Here is a 22,074-nt window from a genome sequence, read left to right as displayed (position 1 = left end):
GACCGGGCCGGTGGCCGTGCCCTCGAAGGCCGGCCACCCCCGGCACAGGGGGTCGCAGCACCCGTTTCCGGCGTGCGCACCCGACGTGGTCGCGCTGACGGCGCTGACCGGCCGCCGCGAGCGCCCCTGCTCGTCACCCCGGGCCGGGAAATCCGTTCAACCTCGCGTGGAGTCCTCCGCCCGTCCCCGCCGCACGCCACCGGAATCCGACCGCCGGCCGGTCGCCGGCCGCCCTCCGGACGCGGCCGACCAGGTCGACCCGGAACCGCCGCCGACGCCCGGGCGCAGCGCACCGGCCGGCGTCCCGACGCCCACCGCCGCGCCACCCGGCGCCCGCCGGCGCCGGACACCGCGCGGCAGCCCGCCCCCGGCCCCACACCGCCCGCTGCCCGACGGCACGCAGACCGGTCAGCTTCCCCGGGTGGTCACCGGCCGCCGCCGTACCATCCTCATGGTGCTCGCGGCGGTGGCCCTGGTCTCCGCCGCCGCCCTGGTCGTCGGGCTGCTGAGCTGGGCGCCCGAGCCGACCGACCCGCCCCGCGCGCTGACCGTCGAGGAGCGGACGCGGCTCGCGGCGGTGCGGGTCACCAACTACCGCGACCTGCGCGCCGGGGTGCGCCTGACGGCGGGGACCGGCGCCGAGCGCACCGAACTGGTCGGCTGGGTGGACTGGTCCCGCCCCCTGGTCTACCTGGATGTCGGCGGCCCGGGCGCGGGCACCGAACGAGGACTCCTCCAGGCCACGCCGTCGGCGGTGATGCTGCGGCCGGACCCGGCCGCCGTACCGACCCCGGCCCCCCCGCCCCTGGTGCCGCCCGGCGACCGGTGGCGCCTGACCGCCCTGCCCGCCGGTGGCCGCCTCGCCCCGGTCCTCGACCTGCTGTTCGGGCTCGCCGCCGACCGGCCCGACGCGCCGGCCCCCGACACGGCGCGCTGGACCGCCCGGACCGACGTCGAGGCCGAACGGGTGGACGTCCTGGAGGCGCCGCTGCCGGCGCCGTCCGGCGCGTCCCCGCCGCCGGTCCCAGACGGGCGCTGGTGGGTGGACGGCGACGCCCGGCTGCACCGGCTGGAGGCCCGGCTACCCGGCGCCGGTCCGGTCTCCCTGCAGCTCAACCGCACCGACCGGCCCACGCTGCGCCCGGTGGACGCGCTCGGCGGGCGGCCCGGGGCGCCCCGGACGCTCACCACCGCCGAGCGGCACCGCCTGGAGCGGCTCCCCGCCCGACTGCGCGGGGTGGGCGGGGCGACCGTCACGCTCACCGCCCCCCTCGGCCCGGGCACGAACCTGCAGGGCGCCGGCTGGGTCAGCTGGAGCCGGCGCGACGCGTACCTCGCGGTCGCCGACCTCGGCGGTCCCGGGCGACGGACGCTGGTGCGGCACGACGCGGGCCGCGCGACCCGGACGGACGTCCCGGCGGCCACCGTTCCCGGCACCGTGGAAGCCCCCGCCCGCCCGCCGCTGCCGGTACCGGCGCGCGGCTGGCGGGCCGCCCCCGCCGACGACCTCACCGCGCTGGTCGACGCCGCCCTGCGCGCGACCACCGCCGCCCGCACCGGGACGGCCCGGCGGATCCGCGGGGACAGTCTCGCCGGGACCAGCGTCGACGTGGTGGAGCTGCGCGCGTCCGGCGCACAGCTGCGCTACTGGCTCGACCGGTCGGGCCTGCTGCGCCGGCTGGAGCTGCGGACCCGCGCGCACACGTGGGCGCAGCTCGACCTGACGCCGGGGTCGGTGCCCCGGCTGGCCGCCGCACCACCCGGCACGAGCGGGACGTCGATCGGACGGTGACCGGTCAGGGCCGCCAACCGGTCTGCACGGCCCACTCCTCGGCCCGCAGGTGCTCCTCGTCGAACCACGGGTCCTTCGCGGTGCCATAGCTGGCGGCGTCCGGCGCGGAGGCGGCCAACTCGCGCTTGAGCAGCAGGTACGCGGCCCGCTGGTCCGGATCCGCCCGCAGGTGGTCCCGGATCAGCAGCGCGTACCGCCAGCCCGGCGAGCCCGCTTCGCGGATGTGCAGGTTCACCGGCCGGGCCGGGTCGGCGCTGCCGTGGAGCCGCTTCTCCCACCGGTCGTCGCCGCGCAGCCGGGGCATGTCCCACCAGTCGCCGGGCAGGCGCGGGAAACCCGCGTCGGCGAGACGCTCGGCCAGCGGCCCGTCGGCCTCGGCGAGGCGCGGCACGGTGAGCTGGATGTCGATCACGTCCTTGGCGGCGAGGCCGGGAACCGCCGTCGAGCCGATGTGGTCGATGCGCAGGTCGGCCGGCGCGACGGCGTGCCGGATCCGGGCGGCCAGCCGCGCGTACTGCTGCGGCCACGTCGGGTCCGCCTCGATCAGCTCGACCCGCGGCGGTCGGACCGCCCGCCGTTCCCGGACGTTGACCTCGTAGGGCAGCAGCCGGTCCGCCCAGAGCGCGTCGACCGCGGCGTGCAGGTCGGCGAGGGTGGCGTCGTTGGTCAGCACCACGTCGGCTGCCGCCCGGCGGCGGGCGTCGTCGGCCTGCGCGGCGATCCGCCGCCGGGCCTCCGCCGGGTCCATCCCCCGGTCCCGCGCCAGCCGCTCCAACCGCGTCGGCACGGCCGCCTCCACCACGACCACCAGGTGGTACGTGGGCGCCAGCCCCACCTCCACCAGCAGCGGCACGTCGTTGACCACGATCGCGTCGGGCGCCGCCGCGGCGACCAGTTCGGCGGTGCGGGCCCGGACCCGCGGATGGATGATCGCCTCCAGCGCCCGGCGGGCGGCCTCGTCGGCGAAGATCACGGCGCCCAGCGCGGCGCGGTCGAGGGCACCGTCCGGGCCGAGGACCCGCTCGGAGAAGGCGGCGACGATCTCGGCGAGCCCCTCGGTGCCGGGCGCGACCACCTCGCGGGAGATCCGGTCGGAGTCGACGATCACCGCGCCCCGCTCAGCCAACCGGGCCGCCACCGCGCTCTTGCCGGAACCGATCCCGCCCGTCAATCCCACCTTCAGCACGGCACCAGTCAACCGGATCATCGTTGGGGCCGCCAACCCGGCTCCGCCGAAGCGGGCTACCGCGACGGCCCGGCCGACGCGCGGCGTGGGAACGGCGAGGGCCCCGCCCCCGACGATCTGTCGATCGTGGGGACGGGGCCCGTCGTCAGCGACCAGCTCCAGGTCGTTGCGCGGCGTCAGACGCGCCGAGCTGGAGTCGTCGTAGGGTCACTTACCGCCGGCGAGCTTCTCCCGCAGCGCGGCGAGCGCCTCGTCGGTGGCGAGGGTGCCGGCCGGCTCCTCGGCCTGCCGGCTCGGGGCCGGGCTGATCGAGGTGGTGGTGCCGGCGGCCGGGGCCGGGGCGGCGGCCGCCTCGGCGTCGGCGGCGCGGGAGGTCTGCACCTGCTTCTGGTGGGCCTCCCAGCGCAGGCGCGCCTCGGCGTACTGCTGCTCCCAGGTCTCGCGCTGCTTGTCGTACCCCTCGAGCCACTCGCCCGTCTCCGGGTCGAAGCCCTCGGGGTAGATGTAGTTGCCCTCGGCGTCGTAGGTCGCGGCCATGCCGTAGAGGGTCGGGTCGAAGTGCTCCTCGCCCTCGACGAAGCCCTCGTTGGCCTGCTTCAGCGACAGCGAGATCCGGCGGCGCTCCAGGTCGATGTCGATGACCTTGACCATGACCTCGGAGCCGACCTGGACGACCTGCTCCGGGATCTCCACGTGGCGCTCGGCCAGCTCGGAGATGTGGACCAGGCCCTCGATGCCGTCGTCGACCCGGACGAACGCGCCGAACGGCACCAGCTTGGTGACCTTACCGGGCACGATCTGCTGGATCGCGTGGGTGCGGGCGAACTGCCGCCACGGGTCCTCCTGGGTCGCCTTCAGCGACAGCGAGACCCGCTCGCGGTCCAGGTCGACGTCCAGGACCTCGACCTCGACCTCCTGGCCCACCTCGACGACCTCGGACGGGTGGTCGATGTGCTTCCAGGACAGCTCGGAGACGTGCACCAGGCCGTCCACGCCGCCCAGGTCGACGAAGGCGCCGAAGTTGACGATCGAGGACACGACGCCCTTGCGGACCTGGCCCTTCTGCAGCTTGTTGAGGAACTCGGTGCGCACCTCGGACTGCGTCTGCTCCAGCCAGGCCCGGCGGGACAGGACCACGTTGTTGCGGTTCTTGTCCAGCTCGATGATCTTGGCCTCGAGCTCGCGGCCGACGTACGGCTGCAGGTCACGCACCCGCCGCATCTCGACCAGGGAGGCCGGCAGGAAGCCGCGCAGGCCGATGTCGAGGATGAGGCCACCCTTGACCACCTCGATGACCGAGCCGCGGACGACGCCGTCCTCGTCCTTGATCTTCTCGATCGTGCCCCAGGCGCGCTCGTACTGGGCGCGCTTCTTCGAGAGGATCAGACGCCCCTCCTTGTCCTCCTTCTGGAGAACAAGGGCCTCGATGTGGTCGCCGACCGACACGACCTCGGCCGGGTCCACGTCGTGCTTGATCGACAGCTCCCGAGAGGGGATGACACCCTCGGTCTTGTAGCCGATGTCGAGCAGGACCTCGTCCCGATCGACCTTGACGACGGTGCCTTCGACAATGTCGCCGTCGTTGAAGTACTTGATGGTCTCGTCGATCGCGGCGAGGAAAGCCTCCTCAGAGCCGAGATCGTCGACGGTGACCTTGGTGGCGCTCGAGGGGGCCTCGATGCTGCTCGTCATGTGGGCGGTTGCTCCGGTCGGATGGGTTGTCATCGCGGACGTGGGCCGCGGTGACCTGTTCGCGCCAGCGGATCCGCCGCCGGGCACACCCTACGATCGCTGATGGGGATCATGATGTGGCTCCGTCGACCGCGCACCTGCTCCCTGCCGAGGCACACGATCCGCGAGCGCATCGTCTAGCCTACCCGCTGCATTACCACAGCGTGCAAGCCCTCCCACCTCATCGCGACCTCGTCAGCTGCGAAAGCGGAGATTTCGGCCGGAAGTCGCCCCGGGTGTCACGCGGGTCACACCGGTCGCAGGGGCCAAGGGTAGGACCGGGCCGGGGACCGCCGCCAACCGGGGCCGCCCCTGCCGGACGGAAACGGCCGGAGGACGGAGCAATGCACGGGCGGCCCCGCCGGCCGTCGACGCCGGGTCGCGGCCTAGCGTGAGCGGGTGGACGACGACAGCCGGGTGGCCCGCCGCACCGTCGGCGACGCCGAGGCCCGCCGCGCCAACCGCCGCTGGTGGGACGTCGACGCCGACGACTACCAGGCCGAGCACGGGGCGTTCCTGGGCGAGGTGGACTTCGTCTGGTGTCCCGAGGGGCTGCGCGAGGAGGACGTGCGTCTCCTCGGCGAGCTGGCCGGGCGGCGCGTACTGGAACTGGGGGCGGGGGCCGCCGCCGCGGCCCGCTGGCTCGCCACGCAGGGGGCGCGGCCGGTCGCCCTGGACCTGTCCGCCGGCATGTTGCGGCACGCGTCGCTCGCCGCCGACCGCACCGGGGTACGCGTACCGCTGGTGCAGGCCGACGCGCTCGTCCTGCCGTTCGCCGACGCCGCGTTCGACGTGGTGTGCACGGCGTTCGGCGCGGTCCCGTTCGTCGCCGACTCGGCGGCCGTCATGCGGGAGGTCGCCCGGGTGCTGCGCCCCGGAGGACGCTGGGTGTTCTCGGTGACCCATCCGATGCGCTGGATCTTCCTCGACGACCCGGGCGAGCACGGGCTGACCGCGGTGCACTCGTACTTCGACCGCTCCCCGTACGTGGAGCAGGACGAGCACGGCGTCGCCACGTACGTCGAGCAGCACCGCACGCTCGGCGACCGGATCCGGGAGCTGGTGGGCGCGGGCTTCCGGCTGGTCGACCTGGTTGAGCCGGAGTGGCCGGAGGGGCACGAGGGGATCTGGGGCCAGTGGAGCCCGCTGCGCGGCCGCCTCTTCCCCGGCACCGCCATCTTCGTCACCGAGAAACCGGACGCGTGAGCCGACCGGACGATCAGCGCGACGCGACGGCGGTCGTTTCCGCCCGCGCCGTCCGGGTACCCGGACGGCATGGCCAAGCAGGAGTTCCACGAGGGTGACCACGTGTCCTGGGCCAGCCACAGCGGCCGGGCCCACGGCGTGGTCAAGGAGAAGCTGATCGACCGGACGCACGTACGCGGGCACGCCGTCAACGCGTCACCGGAGGATCCGCAGTACCGGATCCGCAACGACCACTCGGGGCGGGACGTCGCCCACCGGCCGGAGGCGCTGCGCCATGAGCCGCGGTGACCAGGACCGGGACACCTACCGGGAGTTCACCGAGGCGGTGAACATGAAGCCCGGCGAGCTGTCCAGGTGGCTGGAGACCGAGGAGTCCAAGCACGTCGGCTGGCGGAGAAAGGGCGGCGGGGGCGGTGAGACCGTCGGGCACGAGTCCGGCCGGAAGATCGTCGACCTGCTGCGGCGCAAGCGCGGCGAGCTGTCCGAGGCCGACTACAAGCACATGCGCACGGTCGTCGGCTACGTCCGGCGGCACATGGCGCAGCGACCGAGCGGCGACGTCCGCGCGACCCGGTGGCGGTACTCCCTGATGAACTGGGGCCACGACCCGGTCAAGGGCCCGCTGCCGCCGCCGGGTGGTCCGTCCCGCAAGGCCCTGGAGCGGCACGGCGCCCCGCCGAAGGAGCGTCGGGGACCGGGCCGCTGAGCCGCCGGGCACGGATCAGTGATCGGCGCTGTTCCAGTCGCGGCCCTCACCGACGGACACCTCCAGCGGCACCGACAGCGGGTACGCCCCGCCCATCTCCCGCCGGACCAGCGCCTCCAGGGTCTCCCGCTCACCGGGGGCGACCTCGAAGACCAGCTCGTCGTGCACCTGGAGCAGCATCCGGGAGCGCAGCCCGGACTCACGCAGCGCCGTGTCGACGTGCAGCATCGCGACCTTGATGATGTCGGCGGCGGAACCCTGGATCGGGGCGTTGAGCGCCATCCGCTCGGCGATCTCCCGCCGCTGCCGGTTGTCGCTGCCCAGGTCGGGCAGGTACCGGCGGCGGCCGAGGATCGTCTCGGTGTAGCCGTCGTGGCGGGCCCGGGCCACGACCTCCTGGAGGTAGTCGCGCACCCCGCCGAACCCGGCGAAGTAGTCGTCCATCAGGCCCCGCGCCTCCTCGGTGCTGATCCCGAGCTGCTGGGAGAGGCCGAACGCGCTCAACCCGTACGCCAGGCCGTAGTTCATCGCCTTGATCTTGCGCCGCTGGTCCGGGGTGACGGCGTCGACCGGCACCTTGAACACCGACGAGGCGGTGGCGGCGTGGAAGTCGGCGCCGGAGTTGAACGCGTCGATCAGGGCGTCGTCCGACGACAGGTGCGCCATGATCCGCATCTCGATCTGGCTGTAGTCGGCGGTGAGCAGGCACTCGTAGCTCTCGCCGACCACGAAGGCCCGGCGGATCCGCCGTCCCTCCTCGGTGCGGATCGGGATGTTCTGCAGGTTCGGTTCGGTTGACGACAGCCGGCCGGTCGCCGCCACCGTCTGGTTGAACGTGGTGTGGATGCGGCCGTCGTCGGAGACCGACTTGAGCAGACCGTCCACGGTGGTCTTGAGCTTGGCCACGTCGCGGTGGCGCAGCAGGTGCGCGAGCACCGGGTGCGGGTTCTGCGCGTAGAGCCACTGCAGGGCGTCGGCGTCCGTCGTGTAGCCGGTCTTGATCCGCTTGGTCTTGGGCAGGCCCAGCTCACCGAAGAGGATCTCCTGGAGCTGCTTCGGCGAGCCCAGGTTGAACTCCCGCCCCACCGCCTCGTACGCGCCCTGCGCGGCGGCCTTCACCTCGGCGGCGAAGTGGGCCTCCAGCTCGGACAGGTACTGCGTGTCGGCGGCGATGCCGGTGCGCTCCATGCCGGCGAGCACCCGCATCAGCGGCAACTCCACCCCGGCCATCAGCCGGGCGGACTGCTCCCCGTCTCGGGACAGCTCGGCGTCGATCGCGTCGGCCAGGTCGAGGGTGGCGCGGGCCCGGAGCATCAGGTTCTGCTCGGCCTCACCGTCGTTGCCGAGGCCGTCGAAGGTGAGCTGCCCGCTGTCCGGCGTGTCGACCCGCAGCTCGCGGTGCAGGTAGCGAAGGGCCAGGTCGGTCAGGTCGTACGACCGCTGGTCGGGCCGGGCCAGGTACGCGGCGATCTGCGTGTCGCGGGCGATGCCCTCCAGAGACCAGCCGTGGGCGGCGAACGCGAGCACCGCCGGCTTGCTGTCGTGCAGCACCTTGGGGCGGCTCCCGTCGGCGAGCCACCCGGCCAGGGCGCTCTCGTCGGCGGCGTCCAGCCGGGCGGGATCGAACCAGGCCCCGGCGCCGGCGGCGGTGGCGAGGGCCATCCCGGTCACCGCGGCGGTGTGCCGCCGGTTGGGGCCGGTGTCCAGCGTGACGGCGACCCCGACCGGCGTGCCGGCCGGCGCGTGCGTGCCCAGCCAGGTGGCGAGCGCCCCCGGCTCGGTGAGCACCTCGCCAGCCAGGTCGAAGCCGGCCTCGGCCTCCGGCTCCACGGCCTCCAGGTACTGGTACAACCGGTCGCGCAGGATGCGGAACTCCAGCGTGTCGAAGACCTGGTGCACCGCCTCGCGGTCCCACCCCTGCCAGCGGGCGTCCTCGGGGCGCAGCGGCAGCTCCAGGTCGGACACCAGGCAGTTGATCTCGTAGTTGCGGATCACGTCGGCGAGCCGCTCCCGCAGGCTGTCGCCGGCCTTGCCCTTGATCTCGTCGGCCCGGGCGACCACCCCGTCCACCCCGCCGTACGCGGTGATCCACTTGGCGGCGGTCTTCGGACCGACACCGGGAACGCCCGGCAGGTTGTCGCTCGTCTCGCCGACCAGGGCGGCCAGGTCCCGGTAGCGCTCCGGGGGGACGCCGTACTTCGCCTCGACCGCCGCCGGGTCCATCCGCGCGAGGTCGGAGACGCCCTTGCGCGGGTACAGCACCGTGATCGCGTCGCCGACGAGCTGGAACGCGTCCCGGTCGCCGGTGGTGATCAGCACCGACATGCCCTCGTCGCGGGCCTGGCAGGCGAGGGTCGCGATGACGTCGTCGGCCTCGTAGCCCTCCTTCTCCACCACCGGGATGCGCAGCGCCGCCAGGACCTCCTTGACCAGGCTGACCTGGCCCTTGAAGTCGGTCGGGGTCTCGCTGCGGCCGGCCTTGTACTCCGCGTACTTCTCCGTGCGGAAGGAGCGCCGGGACACGTCGAAGGCCACGACGATGTGCGTCGGCTGCTCGTCGCGCAGCACGTTGATCAGCATGGAGGTGAAGCCGTAGACCGCGTTGGTCGGCTGGCCCGTCGTGGTGGAGAAGTTCTCCACCGGCAGGGCGAAGAACGCCCGGTAGGCCAGGGAGTGTCCGTCGACGAGGAGCAGGCGCGGCGTCGTAGCTTTCACGGTGGCGACTCTAGTCCGTACCGCCGACAAGCCCGGGTGGCGGCACCGCGCCGCCGCACGAAAACGACGACCGGGCGCAAAGCCGGCGGCCGGCCGCCCCCGGGTGGGGACGGCCGGCCGCGGACCGGACGGGCCTCAGGCCACGCCGAGGTACGCCTCCTTGACCGCCGGGTCGTGCAGGAGGGCCTCACCGGTGCCCTCCTTGACGATCCGGCCGGTCTCCAGCACGTACCCCCGGTGGGCCCGGGAGAGCGCCTGCTGGGCGTTCTGCTCCACGAGCAGGATCGTGGTGCCCTGCTCGTTGATCCGCGTGATGATCTCGAAGATCTGCTGGATCAGCATGGGCGCCAGCCCCATCGACGGCTCGTCGAGCAGCAGCAGCCGCGGACGGGCCATCAGCGCCCGGCCCACCGCCAGCATCTGCTGCTCACCGCCGGACAGCGTGCCGCCGGCCTGCTTGCGCCGCTCGGCGAGCCGGGGGAACAGGTCCAGCACCATCGCGAGGTCCTTGGCGATCTCGCCACGGTCCCGGCGGGTGTACGCCCCCATCTCCAGGTTCTCCGTGACCGTCATGCCGGGGAACACGCCCCGACCCTCGGGCGCCTGCCCGATGCCCCGGATCACCCGCAGGTCGGCGCGCATCCGGGTGACGTCGGTGCCGTCGAACACGATCGAGCCCGACGCCACCGGCCGCAGACCGGAGATCGCCCGCATGGTGGTCGTCTTGCCGGCGCCGTTGGCACCGATGAGCGCCACCACCTCGCCCTCGTTGACGTGCAGGCTGATCCCGTGCAGCGCCTGGATCCGCCCGTACAGCAGGGTCAGGTCCTTGATCTCAAGCAGCATCGGTCGGCACCCCCAGGTACGCGGCGATCACGTTCGGGTCCTCCCGGACCTCGGCCGGCAGGCCCTCGGCGATCTTCTTGCCGAACTCCAGCACCACGATCCGGTCGGTCACACCCATCACGAGCCGCATGTCGTGCTCGATCAGCAGGACCGTGACCCCCTGGTCACGGATCTTGCGGATCAGGCCGAGCAGCTCCTCCTTCTCCGCCGGGGTGAAGCCGGCGGCCGGCTCGTCCAGGCAGAGCAGGGCCGGGTCGGTGGCGAGGGCGCGGGCGATCTCCAGCCGGCGCTGCTCGCCGTACGACAGGTTGCGGGCCAGGTCGTCGGCGCGCCGCTCGATACCCACGAAGCGCAGCAGCTCGTGGGCCTTCTCCCGGCCCTGCTTCTCCTCGCGCCAGTGCCGCGGCAGCCGCAGCATCGCGGAGATCACGCTGGTCTTGTGGTGGACGTCCGCGCCCACCATCACGTTCTCCAGCGCGGTCATCTCCGGGAACAGCCGGATGTTCTGGAAGGTACGGGCGATGCCCGCCTTGGTGATCCAGGACCGCCGCCTGCCGCTGACCCGCTCCCCCTTGAACCGGATCTCACCCTCGGTGGGGCGGTAGACGCCGGTCATCGCGTTGAAGCAGGTCGTCTTACCGGCGCCGTTCGGACCGATCAGACCGAGGATCTCCCCCTTGTAGAGGGTGAAGGCCACGTCGTTGAGGGCCACCACGCCGCCGAAGCGCAGCGTGACGTGGTCGACCTCCAGCAACGGCTCCCGGCCCGCGGCGTCCGGCCCGGCCGGGGTGACCTCGGCCGGCTCGGCCGGGCCCTTCTCCGGGGGCACGCCCACCGTGCTCCGACCGTCGGCGACGATGTCCCGGTCGCTCGTCTGGTCGCGTTCGCTTCTCATCTGCGGCTCATTCACTGGGCACCGTCTCCTGGGGAACCGCTTCCTTGCGCCGGTCGGCGAACTCGGCCGCCCGCCGCCGGTTGGGCACCAGACCCTGCGGCCGGAAGATCATCATGACGATGATGACCAGACCGAACACGAGGATCCGGTACTCGGCCGCGTCGAACTCCACGCCGACCAGGTCGCCGACGCCCCGCAGCCACTCCGGCAGGTACCAGGTGAGGGCACCGCCGACGATCGCTCCCTTGATGTTGCCGGCACCACCCAGAATGACCGCCGCGAGCACCAGGATCGAGCTTTCCAGCAGGAACTGGTCCGAGTTGATGAACGTCTGCTTCCCGGCGAATACGGCACCGGTCAGACCGGCGACGGCGGCGCCGATGGCGAACGCCCACAGCTTGTACTTGAACGTCGGCACGCCCATGATCTCGGCCGCGTCCTCGTCCTCGCGGACCGCAACCCAGGCCCGGCCGACCCGGCTGTTCGCCAGGTTCCGCACCAGCAGGATCACCAGGAGGATCAGCGTCAGCATCAGCCAGTAGTACGGCCGGGCGTCCACCACGCCGAACAGCGGCTTGCCGTCCGTGCCGGTGCCGGGCGGGTGCGGGACGGCCGGGATGCCCCGCTGGCCCTGCAGGATGCCCTCGTTGCGCGCGGCGTAGAGCCGGATCATCTCGGCGAAGCCGAGCGTGACGATGGCCAGGTAGTCGCCGCGCAGGCGCAGCGTCGGGCCACCGAGGATCACGCCGGAGACCATGGTCACCATGACCGCCAGCGGCACCGCCGCCAGCCACGGCCACTCGGTGCCGAACCGGCTCTCCGGCGAGGTCAGCAACGCGACCGTGTACGCGCCGAGCGCGTAGAAGCCGAAGTAACCCAGGTCGAGCAGGCCGGCGAAGCCGACCACGACGTTGAGCCCGACGGCCAGCAGCACGAACACCGCGGTGTCGAAGAGCACCCCGGCGAAGTCCGATCGGGTGGTGTAGAAGGCGAAGTACTCGCCGCCGATCGGGAAGCCCAGGTACTCGTAGAACCAGCGGTTGGGCAGGATGTAGAGGAAGACGACCAGGGCCGCCAGGCCCGCCCAGCGGACCTGCTTGGGCAGGTGCGACCACCGCGCCTTCATCCGCGAGGTCCGTCCGTTCTCCGCGGTGGCGGTCATGCGCGCGCCCTCCCGAGTGATTCACCGAGCAGACCGGTGGGCCGGAACATCAGCAGCACGACCAGCAGCACGAAACCGGTGAAGTCCTTCCAGTCTCCACCGAAGAGGCCGGCCGCGTAGTTCTCCGCGACGCCCAGCAGCAGGCCACCGAGCAGCGCGCCGCGCAGGTTGCCGATGCCGCCGAGGACCGCGGCCGCGAAGGCCTTGAGCCCGATGAGGAAGCCGACGTTGAACTTGGTGTAGCCGTACCGGACGTTCCACAGCAGCGCCGCCACACCGGCCATCAGACCGCCGAGCACGAACACCAGCAGGATGACCCGGTTCTTGTTGACGCCCATCAGGGCGGCGGTGTCCGCGTCCTGGGCCACCGCCCGGATGCCGCGGCCCAGCCGGCTGCGGTTCACGAACTGGTCCAGGCCCACCATCATCACCAGCGTCACGCCGAGGATGATCAGCTGGACGTTGGTGATCGCGGCGCCGAAGACGGTGAAGAGCGTCTCCTGCGGGATCAGCGTCGGCATGCCGAACGGCGCCCGGGAGGTGCCGATGCCGAACGACTCGGCCAGCACGAAGGACGCGCCGATCGCGGTGATCAGGAACGCCAACGGCGGGGCGTTGCGCTTCCGCAGCGGCCGGTACGCCACCAACTCGACCGTGACGGCGGTGGCCGCCGAGGCGAGGGCCGCCACCGCGAGGCCGGCCACCAGGGCTATGAGCAGCGGCCCGAAGGCCGGTGAGGGGCTGTTCTGGTCGTAGCCCAGCGCCTCCCAGGTCCACAGGGCGGTGAAGGTACCGACCATGAAGACCTCGGAGTGGGCAAAGTTGATCAGGCGCAGCACACCGTATACCAGGGTGTAGCCGAGAGCGACGAGCGCGTAGATCGCGCCCTGCTCCAACCCGGTTATGGTCAGCGCCGGGAAGTTTCCGAAGAACTCATCGAAGTTCAAGTGGGGGCTCCAAAGGTGCGGCCAAACGATGCGGCCGGGAGGAGAACTCCCGGCCGCACCGTGTGTCCCAGGGGACCGGCTGTCCGGTCAGGCCTTGGGGATCTCGACGTCCGGGACGACCTTGCCCGCGTTGACCTTGAACGCCCAGACGACCACCTGGGCCGGGTCCAGCTCGCCGCTGGCCTCGAACTTGTAGGTCACGCCGGTCGCCGTGCCCGCCTTGTTGTACGACTTGACGAAGGACAGCAGGTCGGCACGGGTGCTCTTGCCGCTCTTGATGCCCTCGAGGAAGATCTTGGTGATGTCGTACGACACGTCGGCGTAGGTGCCGGGCTCGGCGTTCTCGAACGCGGCCTTGTAGTCGGTGAGGAAGGTGCCCTTGGCCGCGGTGGCCGGAGCGCACGGGCAGGTCAGGATCGTGCCCTCGGCGACCGCCTCGCCGGCGACCTTGATGAAGTTGGCGTCGTTGACGCCGTCACCGGCGACCATCGTGCCCTTCCAGCCGGCACCCTTGAGCTGCTTGAGCAGCAGGCCCGCCTCGGTGTAGTAGCCACCGAAGAACAGCGCCGTCGCGCCGCTGGAGATGATCCGGGTGGAGACGGCGGAGAAGTTGGTCTGCTTGACCTGGATCTTGTCCTCGCCGACCGCGCTGCTGCCGATGACCTTCTTGACCTCGTCCTTCAGACCCGCGCCGTAGGCGGACTGGTCGTCGACGACGTAGACCTTCTCGGCCTTCAGGACGTCCTTGATGTAACGACCGAGGGCCGGGCCCTGGGAGATGTCGTTGCCGACGCCCCGGTGGAAGATCTTCCAGCCCTTGGTGCTCAGGCTCGGCCGGGTGGCCGACGGGGTGATGATCGGCAGACCCGCCTCGTCGAAGATCGGGTCGGCAACCTCGGACTCACCGGAGAACGCCGGGCCGACGATGCCGACGACCTTCTGGTCGCCGACGGCCTGCTGCGCCAGGGCCGGGGCCTTGGCCGGGTCGCCCTGCGAGTCGTACTCGGCCAGGGTGACCTTGCAGTCGGCGTTCTCCTTGTTGTACTGGTCGATCGCCAGCTTGGTGCCGTTGCGCATGTGGATACCGAGACCGGCCGCGTCACCGGTCAGCGGGCCGAAGAAGCCGAGCTTCAGATCGCAGGCGGCGGAACTGCCACCACCCTCGCTACCACTGTCAGCCTTGCATGCGGCCGCGCCGCCGAACACTAGTGCGCTGATGGCGACGCCACTCAGCACCCGTGCGAGCTTCTGCCTCACGGCTCGTACCCTCCTCCATCCCAATGGCCCGATCCACCCGGCACCGATTGGCCCTTGCGGGGTGGCCGAACCAGACCGTCGTCGCCGGTCTGGGGCCGGACGTTATCCCACCTCCGAGCTGTGATGAAAGCCCCAGGAGAGCGGGTTGACCGAACCGTTACACGCCGTGCCCGATCAGAAACGATCGCTGTAAGAACCTTCGGTCCTGAAACCTTTTCACCTTTGTTTCGTCGGTAACGAGCGAAAGTCGTTAGACCAGCTACCGACCGGCCGCCGACAACGCCCCCCACCAGGCACGGGAGCCTTCCCCGTCATCCCCGACCAACAGCAATCGATCTCCGTCAGACGCGACCGCCACCGCCGTGTCACCGGTGTCCGGAACCGCCCTCGGCAACCCCATCGCCCGCCACGAATGGCCAAGATCAGGCGAGAACCACAGGGCGTGACCGGCCGCCCCACGAGTCACCGCCACCACGCCCGCGCCGGCCACCGCCAGACCCGCCACCGACGGCACCCCGGCACCACCGGCACCGAACGCCCCGGCCCACCGCCAGCCGTCCGCCGTCGACCGCCACGCCGCGAAACCCACCGCACCCGCCGGCCCCACCGCCACCGGCCCGCCCGCGGTCGCCACCACCCGCTGGGCCGCACCCGAACCGTCCGGACCGCCCGGCAACTCCGCCCGCCGCCACGCGCGGCCGTCGGCCGACATCCACGCCAACGGCCTCGGCCCGCCGGCCGCCAGCAACGACCCCACCACCAGCCACCCCGACGGTACGGCCACCGCGTCCGCCGCCACCGTGCGCCCGCGAGCGTCGCCCGCAAGCTCCGGCACACCCTCCACCAGCGTGAACGCCGACGAGTCCGGTGAGATCCAGACCGCCGCCCCGGCCACCCGCGACCCGACCACCAGCCAGCCCTCCGGGCCGGCCACGATCCGGCCCACACTCACCGCCCGGGGACCACCGAACTGCTCGAACGGCGCCGGCACCTCCCGCAACGCCCCGTCCGGACCCTGCGCCCAGGTCCCGACCCGCGGATTGCCGTGCACTCCCCCGCTCTTCGACCCGACCGCCGCCACCCGCGACCCCCGGCACGCCACCGCCGACAGCACGTGCTGCTCACCGGAGAAGCTCGACGGCACCAGCGTCAGCGGCGCGAACGTCACGCCGTCCGCACTCGTCCAGGCCGCCGGCCGGGTGCCACCCGCCGCGTCGGCGACGCCGCCGGCCACGTACCACCGGCCCCCGCAGGACGCCGCGTCGCGCAACAGCAGCCGCCCCGGCGGCCCCGGCGGGACCGGCAGGGTCAGCGCCGTCCAGGCCGGCGTGAGCGCGCGTTCCGGGCGGTCGGCGGTCCCCGCCCGCTCGCAACCGACGAGCAGCACCACGGCGGCGAGCACCGCCATCAGCCGCCGCACCGACACGGATCCGATGCTATCGATCCGGACCCCGCCCGGGACCGGCCGGACGGATGGGTCCTCAGGTGGCCGGGCGGGCCACCTCGCCGCCGGCGGTCTCCGCGAGGATCCGCTCGGCGACCTCCTTCATGGTCATCCGGTGGTCCATCGCCGTGCGCTGGATCCACTTGAACGCCTGCGGCTCCGTCATCCCGTACGTCGTCATCAGCGCGCCCTTCGCGCGTTCGACGGTCTTGCGGATCTCCAGGCGGTCGGTCAGGCCGGCGACCTCCGACTCGAGGGCGGCGATCTCCGAGTACCGCGACAGGGCGATCTCCACCGCCGGGACCAGGTCGCTCTTCTGGAACGGCTTCACCAGGTACGCCATCGCGCCGGCCGCCCGCGCCCGCTCCACCAGGTCCCGCTGGCTGAACGCGGTCAGGATGATCACCGGGGCGATCCGCGCGCCGGCGATCCGCTCGGCGGCGGCCAGCCCGTCCATGATCGGCATCTTGATGTCGAGGATGACCAGGTCGGGCTTCAGCTCCTCGGCCAGCCGGACGGCGGTCTCACCGTCGCCGGCCTCGCCGACGACCTCGTAGCCCTCCTCGGCGAGCATCTCGGCGAGGTCCAGCCGGATGAGCGCCTCGTCCTCGGCGATCAGTACGCGCCTGCGCTCGGCGTCCGTCTGCGTCTCGGCCACCAGCCTTACCCCCACCATTCTTCGCCCGACACCCGCTCAGCCGGGTGTCGACGCCCCTAGCGTAGTGGGTACTCTATGAGGCGCCACTAAAGGCTTCGGCGAGTATGTCCCCGTATTCCAACCGGTAGAGAAACGGAGCTCAAACCTCCGACAGTGTGGGTTCGAATCCCACCGGGGACACCAATTTGTCGTACTTCTGTTCGACGATCAGTGCGTGCATCCACCCGAGATCCGCGCTCGCGCCCGGCGGTTGTATCTGTCCGGAGCCAGCATCGCTGACACCGCCCGCAGCGTCGGGCTCTCCTACCGCACGGTGTGGCGCTGGTGCCGCGATCGGCCCGAGCCCATCAGCCAAGGGACCGCACTTCGCTGCTTCCGCTGCCGGCCCGATGTCGGCAGCCCGACAGATCCATCGGCATACAGCTACCTTCTCGGCCTCTACCTGGGTGACGGCCACCTCGTCACCACGGCGCGGGTCCCCGTGTTGCGGATCTCCTGCAGCAACTCCTGGCCCGGCCTGATCGCCGCCTGCGAGAACGCCATGCGCCGGGTGCTGGCGTCCAAGGTGCAGCGGGTCCCGCAACAGGGCTGTGTCAACGTCCAGAGCTACGGCAAGCACTGGCCCTGCCTGCTGCCGCAACACGGACCGGGCAAGAAACACGAGCGGCCGATCGTCCTCGCCGACTGGCAGAAGGACATCGTCACCGCCTGCGCGGGCGATTTCCTGCGCGGCCTGTTCCACTCCGACGGTGCGCGTTTCGCCAACCGGGTGAAGGTTCGAGGCAAGGAGTACGTCTACCCCCGCTACATGTTCACCAACGAGTCCGTCGACATCATGGGCCTCTGCCAGTGGGCCCTGGACCTGCTCGACATCGCTTGGCGGATGAACCGTCGCAACTCGCTGTCCGTCGCGCGCCGGGAAGCCGTCGCCGCGCTCGACCGCCACGTCGGCCCGAAGTCGTGACGCCCGTCGGGCCGGCGTGCCGGACCCGCCCGTCAGGCGATCGCGCCCAGCGCCCGCCCCAGGTCCTCGCGCAGGTCCTCCGGGTCCTCCAGGCCGACCGACAGCCGCAGCAGTCCGCCCACCGGCCTCGCCTCCCCCTGCACCGGCCGGTGGGTGAGCGACGCCGGGTGCTGGATCAGCGTGTCCACGCCGCCCAGCGAGACCGCGTGGGTGATGAGCCGGCAGGCGCCGGCGACGGCGGCCGCGGCGGGTGCGCCGCCGCGTACCTCGAAGGCGAGGAGGCTGCCCGGGCCGGACATCTGGCGGCCGACGAGCCCGGCGGGGTCGTGCAGCGAGGGGTGGTGGACGCGCGCGACGGCGGGGTGGTCGGCGAGCCAGGCGGCGATCTTCTCGGCGCCGGCCTGCTGGGCGCGGACGCGCAGCGGGAGGGTCTGGAGGCCGCGGTGGGCGAGGTACGCGCCGAGGGGGTGCAGGATCGCGCCGGTGAGTGCCCGCACCTGCCGGAGCCGGGTCGCCCAGTCGGTGTCGCAGGCGATGACGCCGGCGAGGACGTCGCCGTGGCCGCCGATGCTCTTGGTGGCGCTGTGCAGGACGAGGGTGGCGCCGTGCCGGGCGGGCTGCTGGAGCACAGGCGTGGCGACCGTGTTGTCGACGAGCAGCGGCGCTTCGCCGGCGGCGCGGGCGAGGGCGGCGATGTCGACGAGGTCGAGGGTGGGGTTGGCGGGGGTCTCGACGAGGACGAGGGCGGTGTCGGGCCGGACGGCGGTGGCGACCTCGTCGGGGCGGGCCCAGGTGACGTCGGTGCCGAGCAGGCCGGTGGCGAGGACGTGGTCGGTGCCGCCGTAGAGGGGGCGGACGGCGACGAGGTGCCGCTTGCCGTCGCGGGTGGCGGCGAGCAGGGCGGCGGTGAGGGCGGCCATGCCGCTGGCGAAGGCGACGGCGTCGGTGGTGCCTTCGAGGTCGGCGAGGGCGGTCTCGAAGCGGGCGACGGTGGGGTTCCACAGCCGTTGGTAGACGGCGGTGCCACCGGGTGAGAGGGTCCCGCCGGTGGCGAGGGTCTCGTACGCGTCGCCGCCGGTGTCGACCGAGGGCAGTGGGTTGGTGGTGGACAGGTCGATGGGCGCGGCGTGGACGCCGAGGGCGGCGAGGTCGTCGCGGCCGGCGTGCACGGCTCGGGTGTCCACGGTCGTCATGCCGGAAGGATCGAACATGTGAGGCGTCTACAGCAATAGCATCGAACATCATTCGGCAAAGTCGCTGGGCAGGCTCGGGTGATTCGGGAGAGGATGGTGGCATGCCCGTTGCACCGAACGATGTGCGGCCGTACGCCAGCCTGGACGACACCGACCGCGCGATCCTGGCGGAGCTGGCCGCGGACGGCCGCCTGCCGAACAACGCCCTCGCCGAGCGGGTGGGGGTCGCTCCGTCGACCTGCCTGGCGCGCACCCGCGCCCTGCGGGAGTGCGGGGCGATCCGGGGGTTCCACGCGGAGGTGGACCCGGCGGCGGTGGGCCTGCCGTTGCAGGCGCTGGTGTCGGTGCGGCTGTCGGCGCACGACCGGGCGGTGGTGGACGCGTTCCGGGCGCGGTCGGTGCGGCTGCCGGGGGTGGTGGCGGTGTTCCACGTGGCGGGCGCGGAGGACTACGTGCTGCACGTGCGCGCGGCGTCGGCGGACGCGCTGCGGGACTTCGTGCTCGACCATCTGGCGGTGGACCCGGCGGTGCAGCACACCCAGACGAGCCTGATCTTCGAGCAGGCGCGCGGCGTGGGTTAGGCCACCTTCCGGAACAAACTGGACGCCCAGCGGGTTGGCGACGGTTGTGATCGACGTACCGATGTCTGTTCTTGATCTTGCTCCGGTGGCCCGTGGCGCGAGCGCCGGGGAGGCGTTGCGGCACACGACCGCACTGGCCCGGCGGGCCGAGGAGCTGGGGTACCACCGGTTCTGGGTGGCCGAGCATCACAACATGCCGGCGATCGCGTCGTCCGCCCCGGCGGTGCTGCTGGCGCACCTCGCGGCGCACACGAGCACCATCCGGCTGGGCTCGGGCGGGGTGATGCTGCCGAACCACGCGCCGCTGGTGGTGGCCGAGCAGTTCGGCACCCTGGAGGCGCTGCATCCGGGCCGGATCGACCTCGGCATCGGGCGTGCGCCGGGCACCGACCAGATGACGGCGCTGGCGCTGCGCCGGACGATGGAGGGGCTGTCGGCGGAGGGGTTCCCCCGGGAGCTGACGGACCTGATGAACTACTTCACCGGTGAGGACCCGGGGCCGATCACGGCCACGCCGGGTCTGGGGCAGCGGCCGGCGATCTGGCTGCTGGGCTCCAGCGGGTTCAGCGCCCAGCTGGCCGGGTTGCTGGGTCTGCCGTTCTCGTTCGCGCACCATTTCAGCGCGCAGAACACGCTGCCGGCGCTGGCGCTGTACCGGCAGAACTTCCGGCCGTCGCGGTGGCTGGAGCGGCCGTACGCGATGGTGGCGGTCAACGCGGTGTGCGCGGAGACCGACGAGCGGGCCGAGTGGCTGGCCGGGCCGGCCGGGCTGGCGTTCCTGAAGCTGCGCTCGGGCCGGCCGGAGCCCCTCGCCACGCCGGAGGAGGCGGCGGCGTACCCGTACACGGAGCTGGAACGGGAGTTCGTGGCGCAGCGCCGCGAGGGGCAGGCGACGGGTTCGCCGGAGACGGTCCGGCGGCAGCTCGGGGAGCTGCTGGAGCGCACGGGCGCGGACGAGCTGATGCTCACGACGCTGGTGTACGACGTGGCCGACCGGGTGCGCTCGTTCGAGCTGATCGCCGAGCGGGTCGCCGGCGGCCTGCGCCGGGACTCCTGAAACACGATCTTTACGCCGACGTCACTCCCGGGACGCCCGGTGCGCATAGCTTTGGTTCCGGTGGTGGTACGGCATTCCCGGTCGGGACGGGTCGGGGGTGCCACGGTGTGGCGCACCGGGCCGGAGTTGGCGGGTTCCGCGGCTCCGGCCCGGTGCCTCACTATTTTCAACGCGGGTGGTTGTCCTTGCCTCCGCCGCGCATTCTTGATCCACTCGCCGGGTGGTTGCGCACATGACCCCGGAGGAGTTCCGCCGCGCCGGGCACGCCGTGGTGGACTGGATAGCCGACTACTGGGCCACGCTGCCCGAGCGTCCCGTGACCTCGTCGGCCCCGCCCGGCGCGGTGGCCGCCGGGCTCCCGGCCGGACCGCCGGAGCACGGCGAGCCGGTCGCGGCGGTCCTCGCGGACCTCGACACGCTGGTCACGCCGCACCTCACGCACTGGCAGCACCCCGGCTTCTTCGGCTACTTCCCGGCCAACACGTCCGGCCCGAGCGTGCTCGGCGACCTGGTCAGCTCGGGGCTGGGCGTGCAGGGGATGCTCTGGGCGACCGGTCCGGCCTGCACCGAACTGGAGACGGCGATGCTGGACTGGCTCGCCGACCTGCTGGACCTGCCGGAGCGGTTCCGGTCGGCCGGCGCCGGCGGCGGTGTCATCCAGGACTCGGCCTCCTCGGCGACCCTCGTGGCGACACTGGTGGCGGTGCACCGGGCGAGCGGGGGCCGGTGGCGGGAGGCCGGCGTCGACCGCCGCTACCGCGCGTACACGTCCACTCAGGGCCATTCGTCCATCGAGAAGGCCGTCCGGATCGCCGGGCTCGGTGAGGACGGCGTCGGGTTGGTCGAGGCGGACCCGGAGACCCTGGCGATGTCGCCGGCGGCACTGCGGGCCGCCATCGAGGCGGACCGGGCCGCCGGCGTGGTACCGGCCCTGGTGGTCGCCACCGTGGGGACCACCTCGACGACCGCGATCGATCCGCTGCCGGAGATCGGCGCGATCTGCGCCGAGTACGGGATCTTCCTGCACGTGGATGCCGCGTACGCGGGCGCGGCGGCGGTCTGCCCCGAACTGCGGTTCGGGCACGCCGGGCTGGAGTACGCCGACTCGTACTGCTTCGACCCGCACAAGTGGCTGCTCACCGGCTTCGACTGTGACGCGTTCTGGGTGGCCGACCGGGGCGAGCTGATCGAGGCGCTGACGGTGATGCCGGAGTTCCTCCGCAACGTGGCCACCGAGTCCGGCGCGGTGATCGACTACCGGGACTGGCAGGTGCCGCTGGGCCGCCGGTTCCGGGCGTTGAAGCTGTGGTTCGTCCTGCGCTGGTACGGGGTGGAGGGCCTGCGCGCGCACATCCGGTCGGGGGTGGCGCTCGCCGGCCGCCTCGCCGACCGGGTACGCGCCGACGAACGGTTCGAACTGGCCGCTCCGCACCCGTACTCGCTGGTCTGCTTCCGCCTGCGGGCCGACGACGCGGTCAACGCCGAACTGCTGGCCCGGGTGAACGCGACCGGCCGGGTGCACCTGACGCACACCCGGGTGGCGGGCCGGTACACGCTGCGGCTCGCGGTCGGCTCGCCGCAGACCACCGAGACCCACGTCGACGAGGCCTGGACCCTGCTCACCGACGCCACCGACACCCTCCTCCCCCGCTGACCGCACGGCGGGCGGCACGGCGGGCGGCGCGGCGCGCGGCGCGCGGAGGATCTTGGAAGATTTCGGCCCCTCGGGCGGGC

At 72.5% G+C, this 22,074-nt stretch carries 19 protein-coding genes and 1 tRNA gene; 9 read left to right on the top strand and 11 right to left on the bottom strand.

What is annotated here, in order from left to right; translation table 11 throughout:
- Positions 1–85 precede the first annotated feature (85 nt).
- Positions 86–1,792 carry a hypothetical protein gene (locus ACTMS0_RS08125; protein WP_441154478.1) on the top strand — a complete coding sequence of 569 codons (1,707 nt, stop codon included), beginning with the start codon at positions 86–88 and terminating at the stop codon, positions 1,790–1,792.
- 4 nt (positions 1,793–1,796) lie between these two features.
- Here ACTMS0_RS08125 and coaE read toward each other — a convergent pair whose 3' ends face one another.
- Positions 1,797–2,978 (bottom strand): dephospho-CoA kinase, encoded by a 1,182-nt coding sequence (gene coaE / locus ACTMS0_RS08120; RefSeq protein WP_441154477.1) that lies wholly within the window; start codon positions 2,976–2,978, stop codon positions 1,797–1,799.
- Positions 2,979–3,185: 207 nt separating this feature from the next.
- Complete coding sequence (gene rpsA / locus ACTMS0_RS08115) at positions 3,186–4,670, bottom strand: 30S ribosomal protein S1 (RefSeq protein ID WP_441154476.1); 1,485 nt, start codon at positions 4,668–4,670, stop codon at positions 3,186–3,188.
- A gap of 438 nt (positions 4,671–5,108) precedes the next feature.
- On the opposite strand from rpsA, the gene ACTMS0_RS08110 reads away from it, so the two are divergent.
- From ACTMS0_RS08110 to ACTMS0_RS08100, 3 genes are all read left to right on the top strand, one after another.
- On the top strand, positions 5,109–5,915 hold the full coding sequence (locus tag ACTMS0_RS08110; protein ID WP_441154475.1) for a class I SAM-dependent methyltransferase: 807 nt from the start codon (positions 5,109–5,111) through the stop codon (positions 5,913–5,915).
- A gap of 69 nt (positions 5,916–5,984) precedes the next feature.
- On the top strand, positions 5,985–6,203 hold the full coding sequence (locus ACTMS0_RS08105) for a DUF2945 domain-containing protein (protein ID WP_441154474.1): 219 nt from the start codon (positions 5,985–5,987) through the stop codon (positions 6,201–6,203).
- The gene (locus tag ACTMS0_RS08100) at positions 6,190–6,621 is read left to right on the top strand and encodes a DUF3140 domain-containing protein (RefSeq protein ID WP_441154473.1); all 432 of its coding nucleotides are present in this window, start codon (positions 6,190–6,192) and stop codon (positions 6,619–6,621) included. Before ACTMS0_RS08105 ends, ACTMS0_RS08100 begins: the two co-directional genes overlap by 14 nt.
- Positions 6,622–6,636: 15 nt before the next feature.
- Here the strand turns inward: ACTMS0_RS08100 and polA are convergent, their stop codons facing one another.
- The 8 genes from polA to ACTMS0_RS08060 form a co-directional block, all read right to left on the bottom strand.
- On the bottom strand, positions 6,637–9,336 hold the full coding sequence (gene polA / locus ACTMS0_RS08095) for a DNA polymerase I (RefSeq protein WP_441154472.1): 2,700 nt from the start codon (positions 9,334–9,336) through the stop codon (positions 6,637–6,639).
- A 135-nt stretch (positions 9,337–9,471) separates the two neighbouring features.
- Positions 9,472–10,182: an ABC transporter ATP-binding protein gene (locus tag ACTMS0_RS08090; RefSeq protein ID WP_441154471.1), complete on the bottom strand. Its 711-nt coding sequence runs from the start codon at positions 10,180–10,182 to the stop codon at positions 9,472–9,474.
- A complete protein-coding gene (locus tag ACTMS0_RS08085; protein ID WP_441154470.1) occupies positions 10,172–11,077 on the bottom strand; it encodes an ABC transporter ATP-binding protein in 906 nt (301 codons plus the stop codon). Before ACTMS0_RS08085 ends, ACTMS0_RS08090 begins: the two co-directional genes overlap by 11 nt.
- Positions 11,078–11,084: 7 nt before the next feature.
- The gene (locus tag ACTMS0_RS08080) at positions 11,085–12,203 is read right to left on the bottom strand and encodes a branched-chain amino acid ABC transporter permease (protein ID WP_441154688.1); all 1,119 of its coding nucleotides are present in this window, start codon (positions 12,201–12,203) and stop codon (positions 11,085–11,087) included.
- A gap of 32 nt (positions 12,204–12,235) precedes the next feature.
- A complete protein-coding gene (locus tag ACTMS0_RS08075; protein WP_441154469.1) occupies positions 12,236–13,186 on the bottom strand; it encodes a branched-chain amino acid ABC transporter permease in 951 nt (316 codons plus the stop codon).
- Positions 13,187–13,273: 87 nt separating this feature from the next.
- Positions 13,274–14,443 carry a branched-chain amino acid ABC transporter substrate-binding protein gene (locus tag ACTMS0_RS08070; protein ID WP_441154468.1) on the bottom strand — a complete coding sequence of 390 codons (1,170 nt, stop codon included), beginning with the start codon at positions 14,441–14,443 and terminating at the stop codon, positions 13,274–13,276.
- 259 nt (positions 14,444–14,702) lie between these two features.
- On the bottom strand, positions 14,703–15,869 hold the full coding sequence (locus ACTMS0_RS08065) for a hypothetical protein (protein WP_441154467.1): 1,167 nt from the start codon (positions 15,867–15,869) through the stop codon (positions 14,703–14,705).
- Positions 15,870–15,924: 55 nt separating this feature from the next.
- The gene (locus tag ACTMS0_RS08060) at positions 15,925–16,545 is read right to left on the bottom strand and encodes an ANTAR domain-containing response regulator (protein ID WP_441154466.1); all 621 of its coding nucleotides are present in this window, start codon (positions 16,543–16,545) and stop codon (positions 15,925–15,927) included.
- A 106-nt stretch (positions 16,546–16,651) separates the two neighbouring features.
- Here ACTMS0_RS08060 and ACTMS0_RS08055 point away from each other — a divergent pair.
- Positions 16,652–16,728 (top strand) — tRNA-Leu (locus ACTMS0_RS08055).
- 31 nt (positions 16,729–16,759) lie between these two features.
- Entirely contained in the window at positions 16,760–17,509 is a 750-nt protein-coding gene (locus ACTMS0_RS08050) for a helix-turn-helix domain-containing protein (protein WP_441154465.1), read from the top strand.
- Between the two features lie 32 nt (positions 17,510–17,541).
- On the opposite strand, the gene ACTMS0_RS08045 is transcribed toward ACTMS0_RS08050, so the two are convergent.
- Positions 17,542–18,720 (bottom strand): trans-sulfuration enzyme family protein, encoded by a 1,179-nt coding sequence (locus ACTMS0_RS08045; protein WP_441154464.1) that lies wholly within the window; start codon positions 18,718–18,720, stop codon positions 17,542–17,544.
- 83 nt (positions 18,721–18,803) lie between these two features.
- On the opposite strand from ACTMS0_RS08045, the gene ACTMS0_RS08040 reads away from it, so the two are divergent.
- From ACTMS0_RS08040 to ACTMS0_RS08030, 3 genes are all read left to right on the top strand, one after another.
- Positions 18,804–19,283: an Lrp/AsnC family transcriptional regulator gene (locus ACTMS0_RS08040; protein WP_441154463.1), complete on the top strand. Its 480-nt coding sequence runs from the start codon at positions 18,804–18,806 to the stop codon at positions 19,281–19,283.
- A 61-nt stretch (positions 19,284–19,344) separates the two neighbouring features.
- Positions 19,345–20,340 (top strand): LLM class flavin-dependent oxidoreductase, encoded by a 996-nt coding sequence (locus ACTMS0_RS08035; protein ID WP_441154462.1) that lies wholly within the window; start codon positions 19,345–19,347, stop codon positions 20,338–20,340.
- Positions 20,341–20,560: 220 nt separating this feature from the next.
- Positions 20,561–21,994 (top strand): pyridoxal-dependent decarboxylase, encoded by a 1,434-nt coding sequence (locus tag ACTMS0_RS08030; protein ID WP_441154461.1) that lies wholly within the window; start codon positions 20,561–20,563, stop codon positions 21,992–21,994.
- Positions 21,995–22,074: the final 80 nt, after the last annotated feature.

Origin of the sequence: Micromonospora sp. H33 (assembly GCF_052068455.1) — a bacterium.
Taxonomy (GTDB): Bacteria; Actinomycetota; Actinomycetes; order Mycobacteriales; family Micromonosporaceae; genus Micromonospora.
The sequence above is the reverse complement of the archived record's forward strand: the minus strand, read 5'-3'. Positions and strand labels throughout refer to the sequence as shown.

What these genes read in the sequence shown, in the direction of transcription:
- ACTMS0_RS08080 (WP_441154688.1), bottom strand. Translation starts at nt 12,203, where the DNA reads ATGAAGGCGCGGTGGTCGCACCTGCCCAAGCAGGTCCGCTGGGCGGGC.
- ACTMS0_RS08100 (WP_441154473.1), top strand. Translation starts at nt 6,190, where the DNA reads ATGAGCCGCGGTGACCAGGACCGGGACACCTACCGGGAGTTCACCGAG.
- ACTMS0_RS08040 (WP_441154463.1), top strand. Translation starts at nt 18,804, where the DNA reads ATGCCCGTTGCACCGAACGATGTGCGGCCGTACGCCAGCCTGGACGAC.
- ACTMS0_RS08045 (WP_441154464.1), bottom strand. Translation starts at nt 18,720, where the DNA reads ATGTTCGATCCTTCCGGCATGACGACCGTGGACACCCGAGCCGTGCAC.
- ACTMS0_RS08035 (WP_441154462.1), top strand. Translation starts at nt 19,345, where the DNA reads ATGTCTGTTCTTGATCTTGCTCCGGTGGCCCGTGGCGCGAGCGCCGGG.
- ACTMS0_RS08105 (WP_441154474.1), top strand. Translation starts at nt 5,985, where the DNA reads ATGGCCAAGCAGGAGTTCCACGAGGGTGACCACGTGTCCTGGGCCAGC.
- rpsA (WP_441154476.1), bottom strand. Translation starts at nt 4,670, where the DNA reads ATGACGAGCAGCATCGAGGCCCCCTCGAGCGCCACCAAGGTCACCGTC.
- ACTMS0_RS08090 (WP_441154471.1), bottom strand. Translation starts at nt 10,182, where the DNA reads ATGCTGCTTGAGATCAAGGACCTGACCCTGCTGTACGGGCGGATCCAG.
- ACTMS0_RS08085 (WP_441154470.1), bottom strand. Translation starts at nt 11,077, where the DNA reads ATGAGAAGCGAACGCGACCAGACGAGCGACCGGGACATCGTCGCCGAC.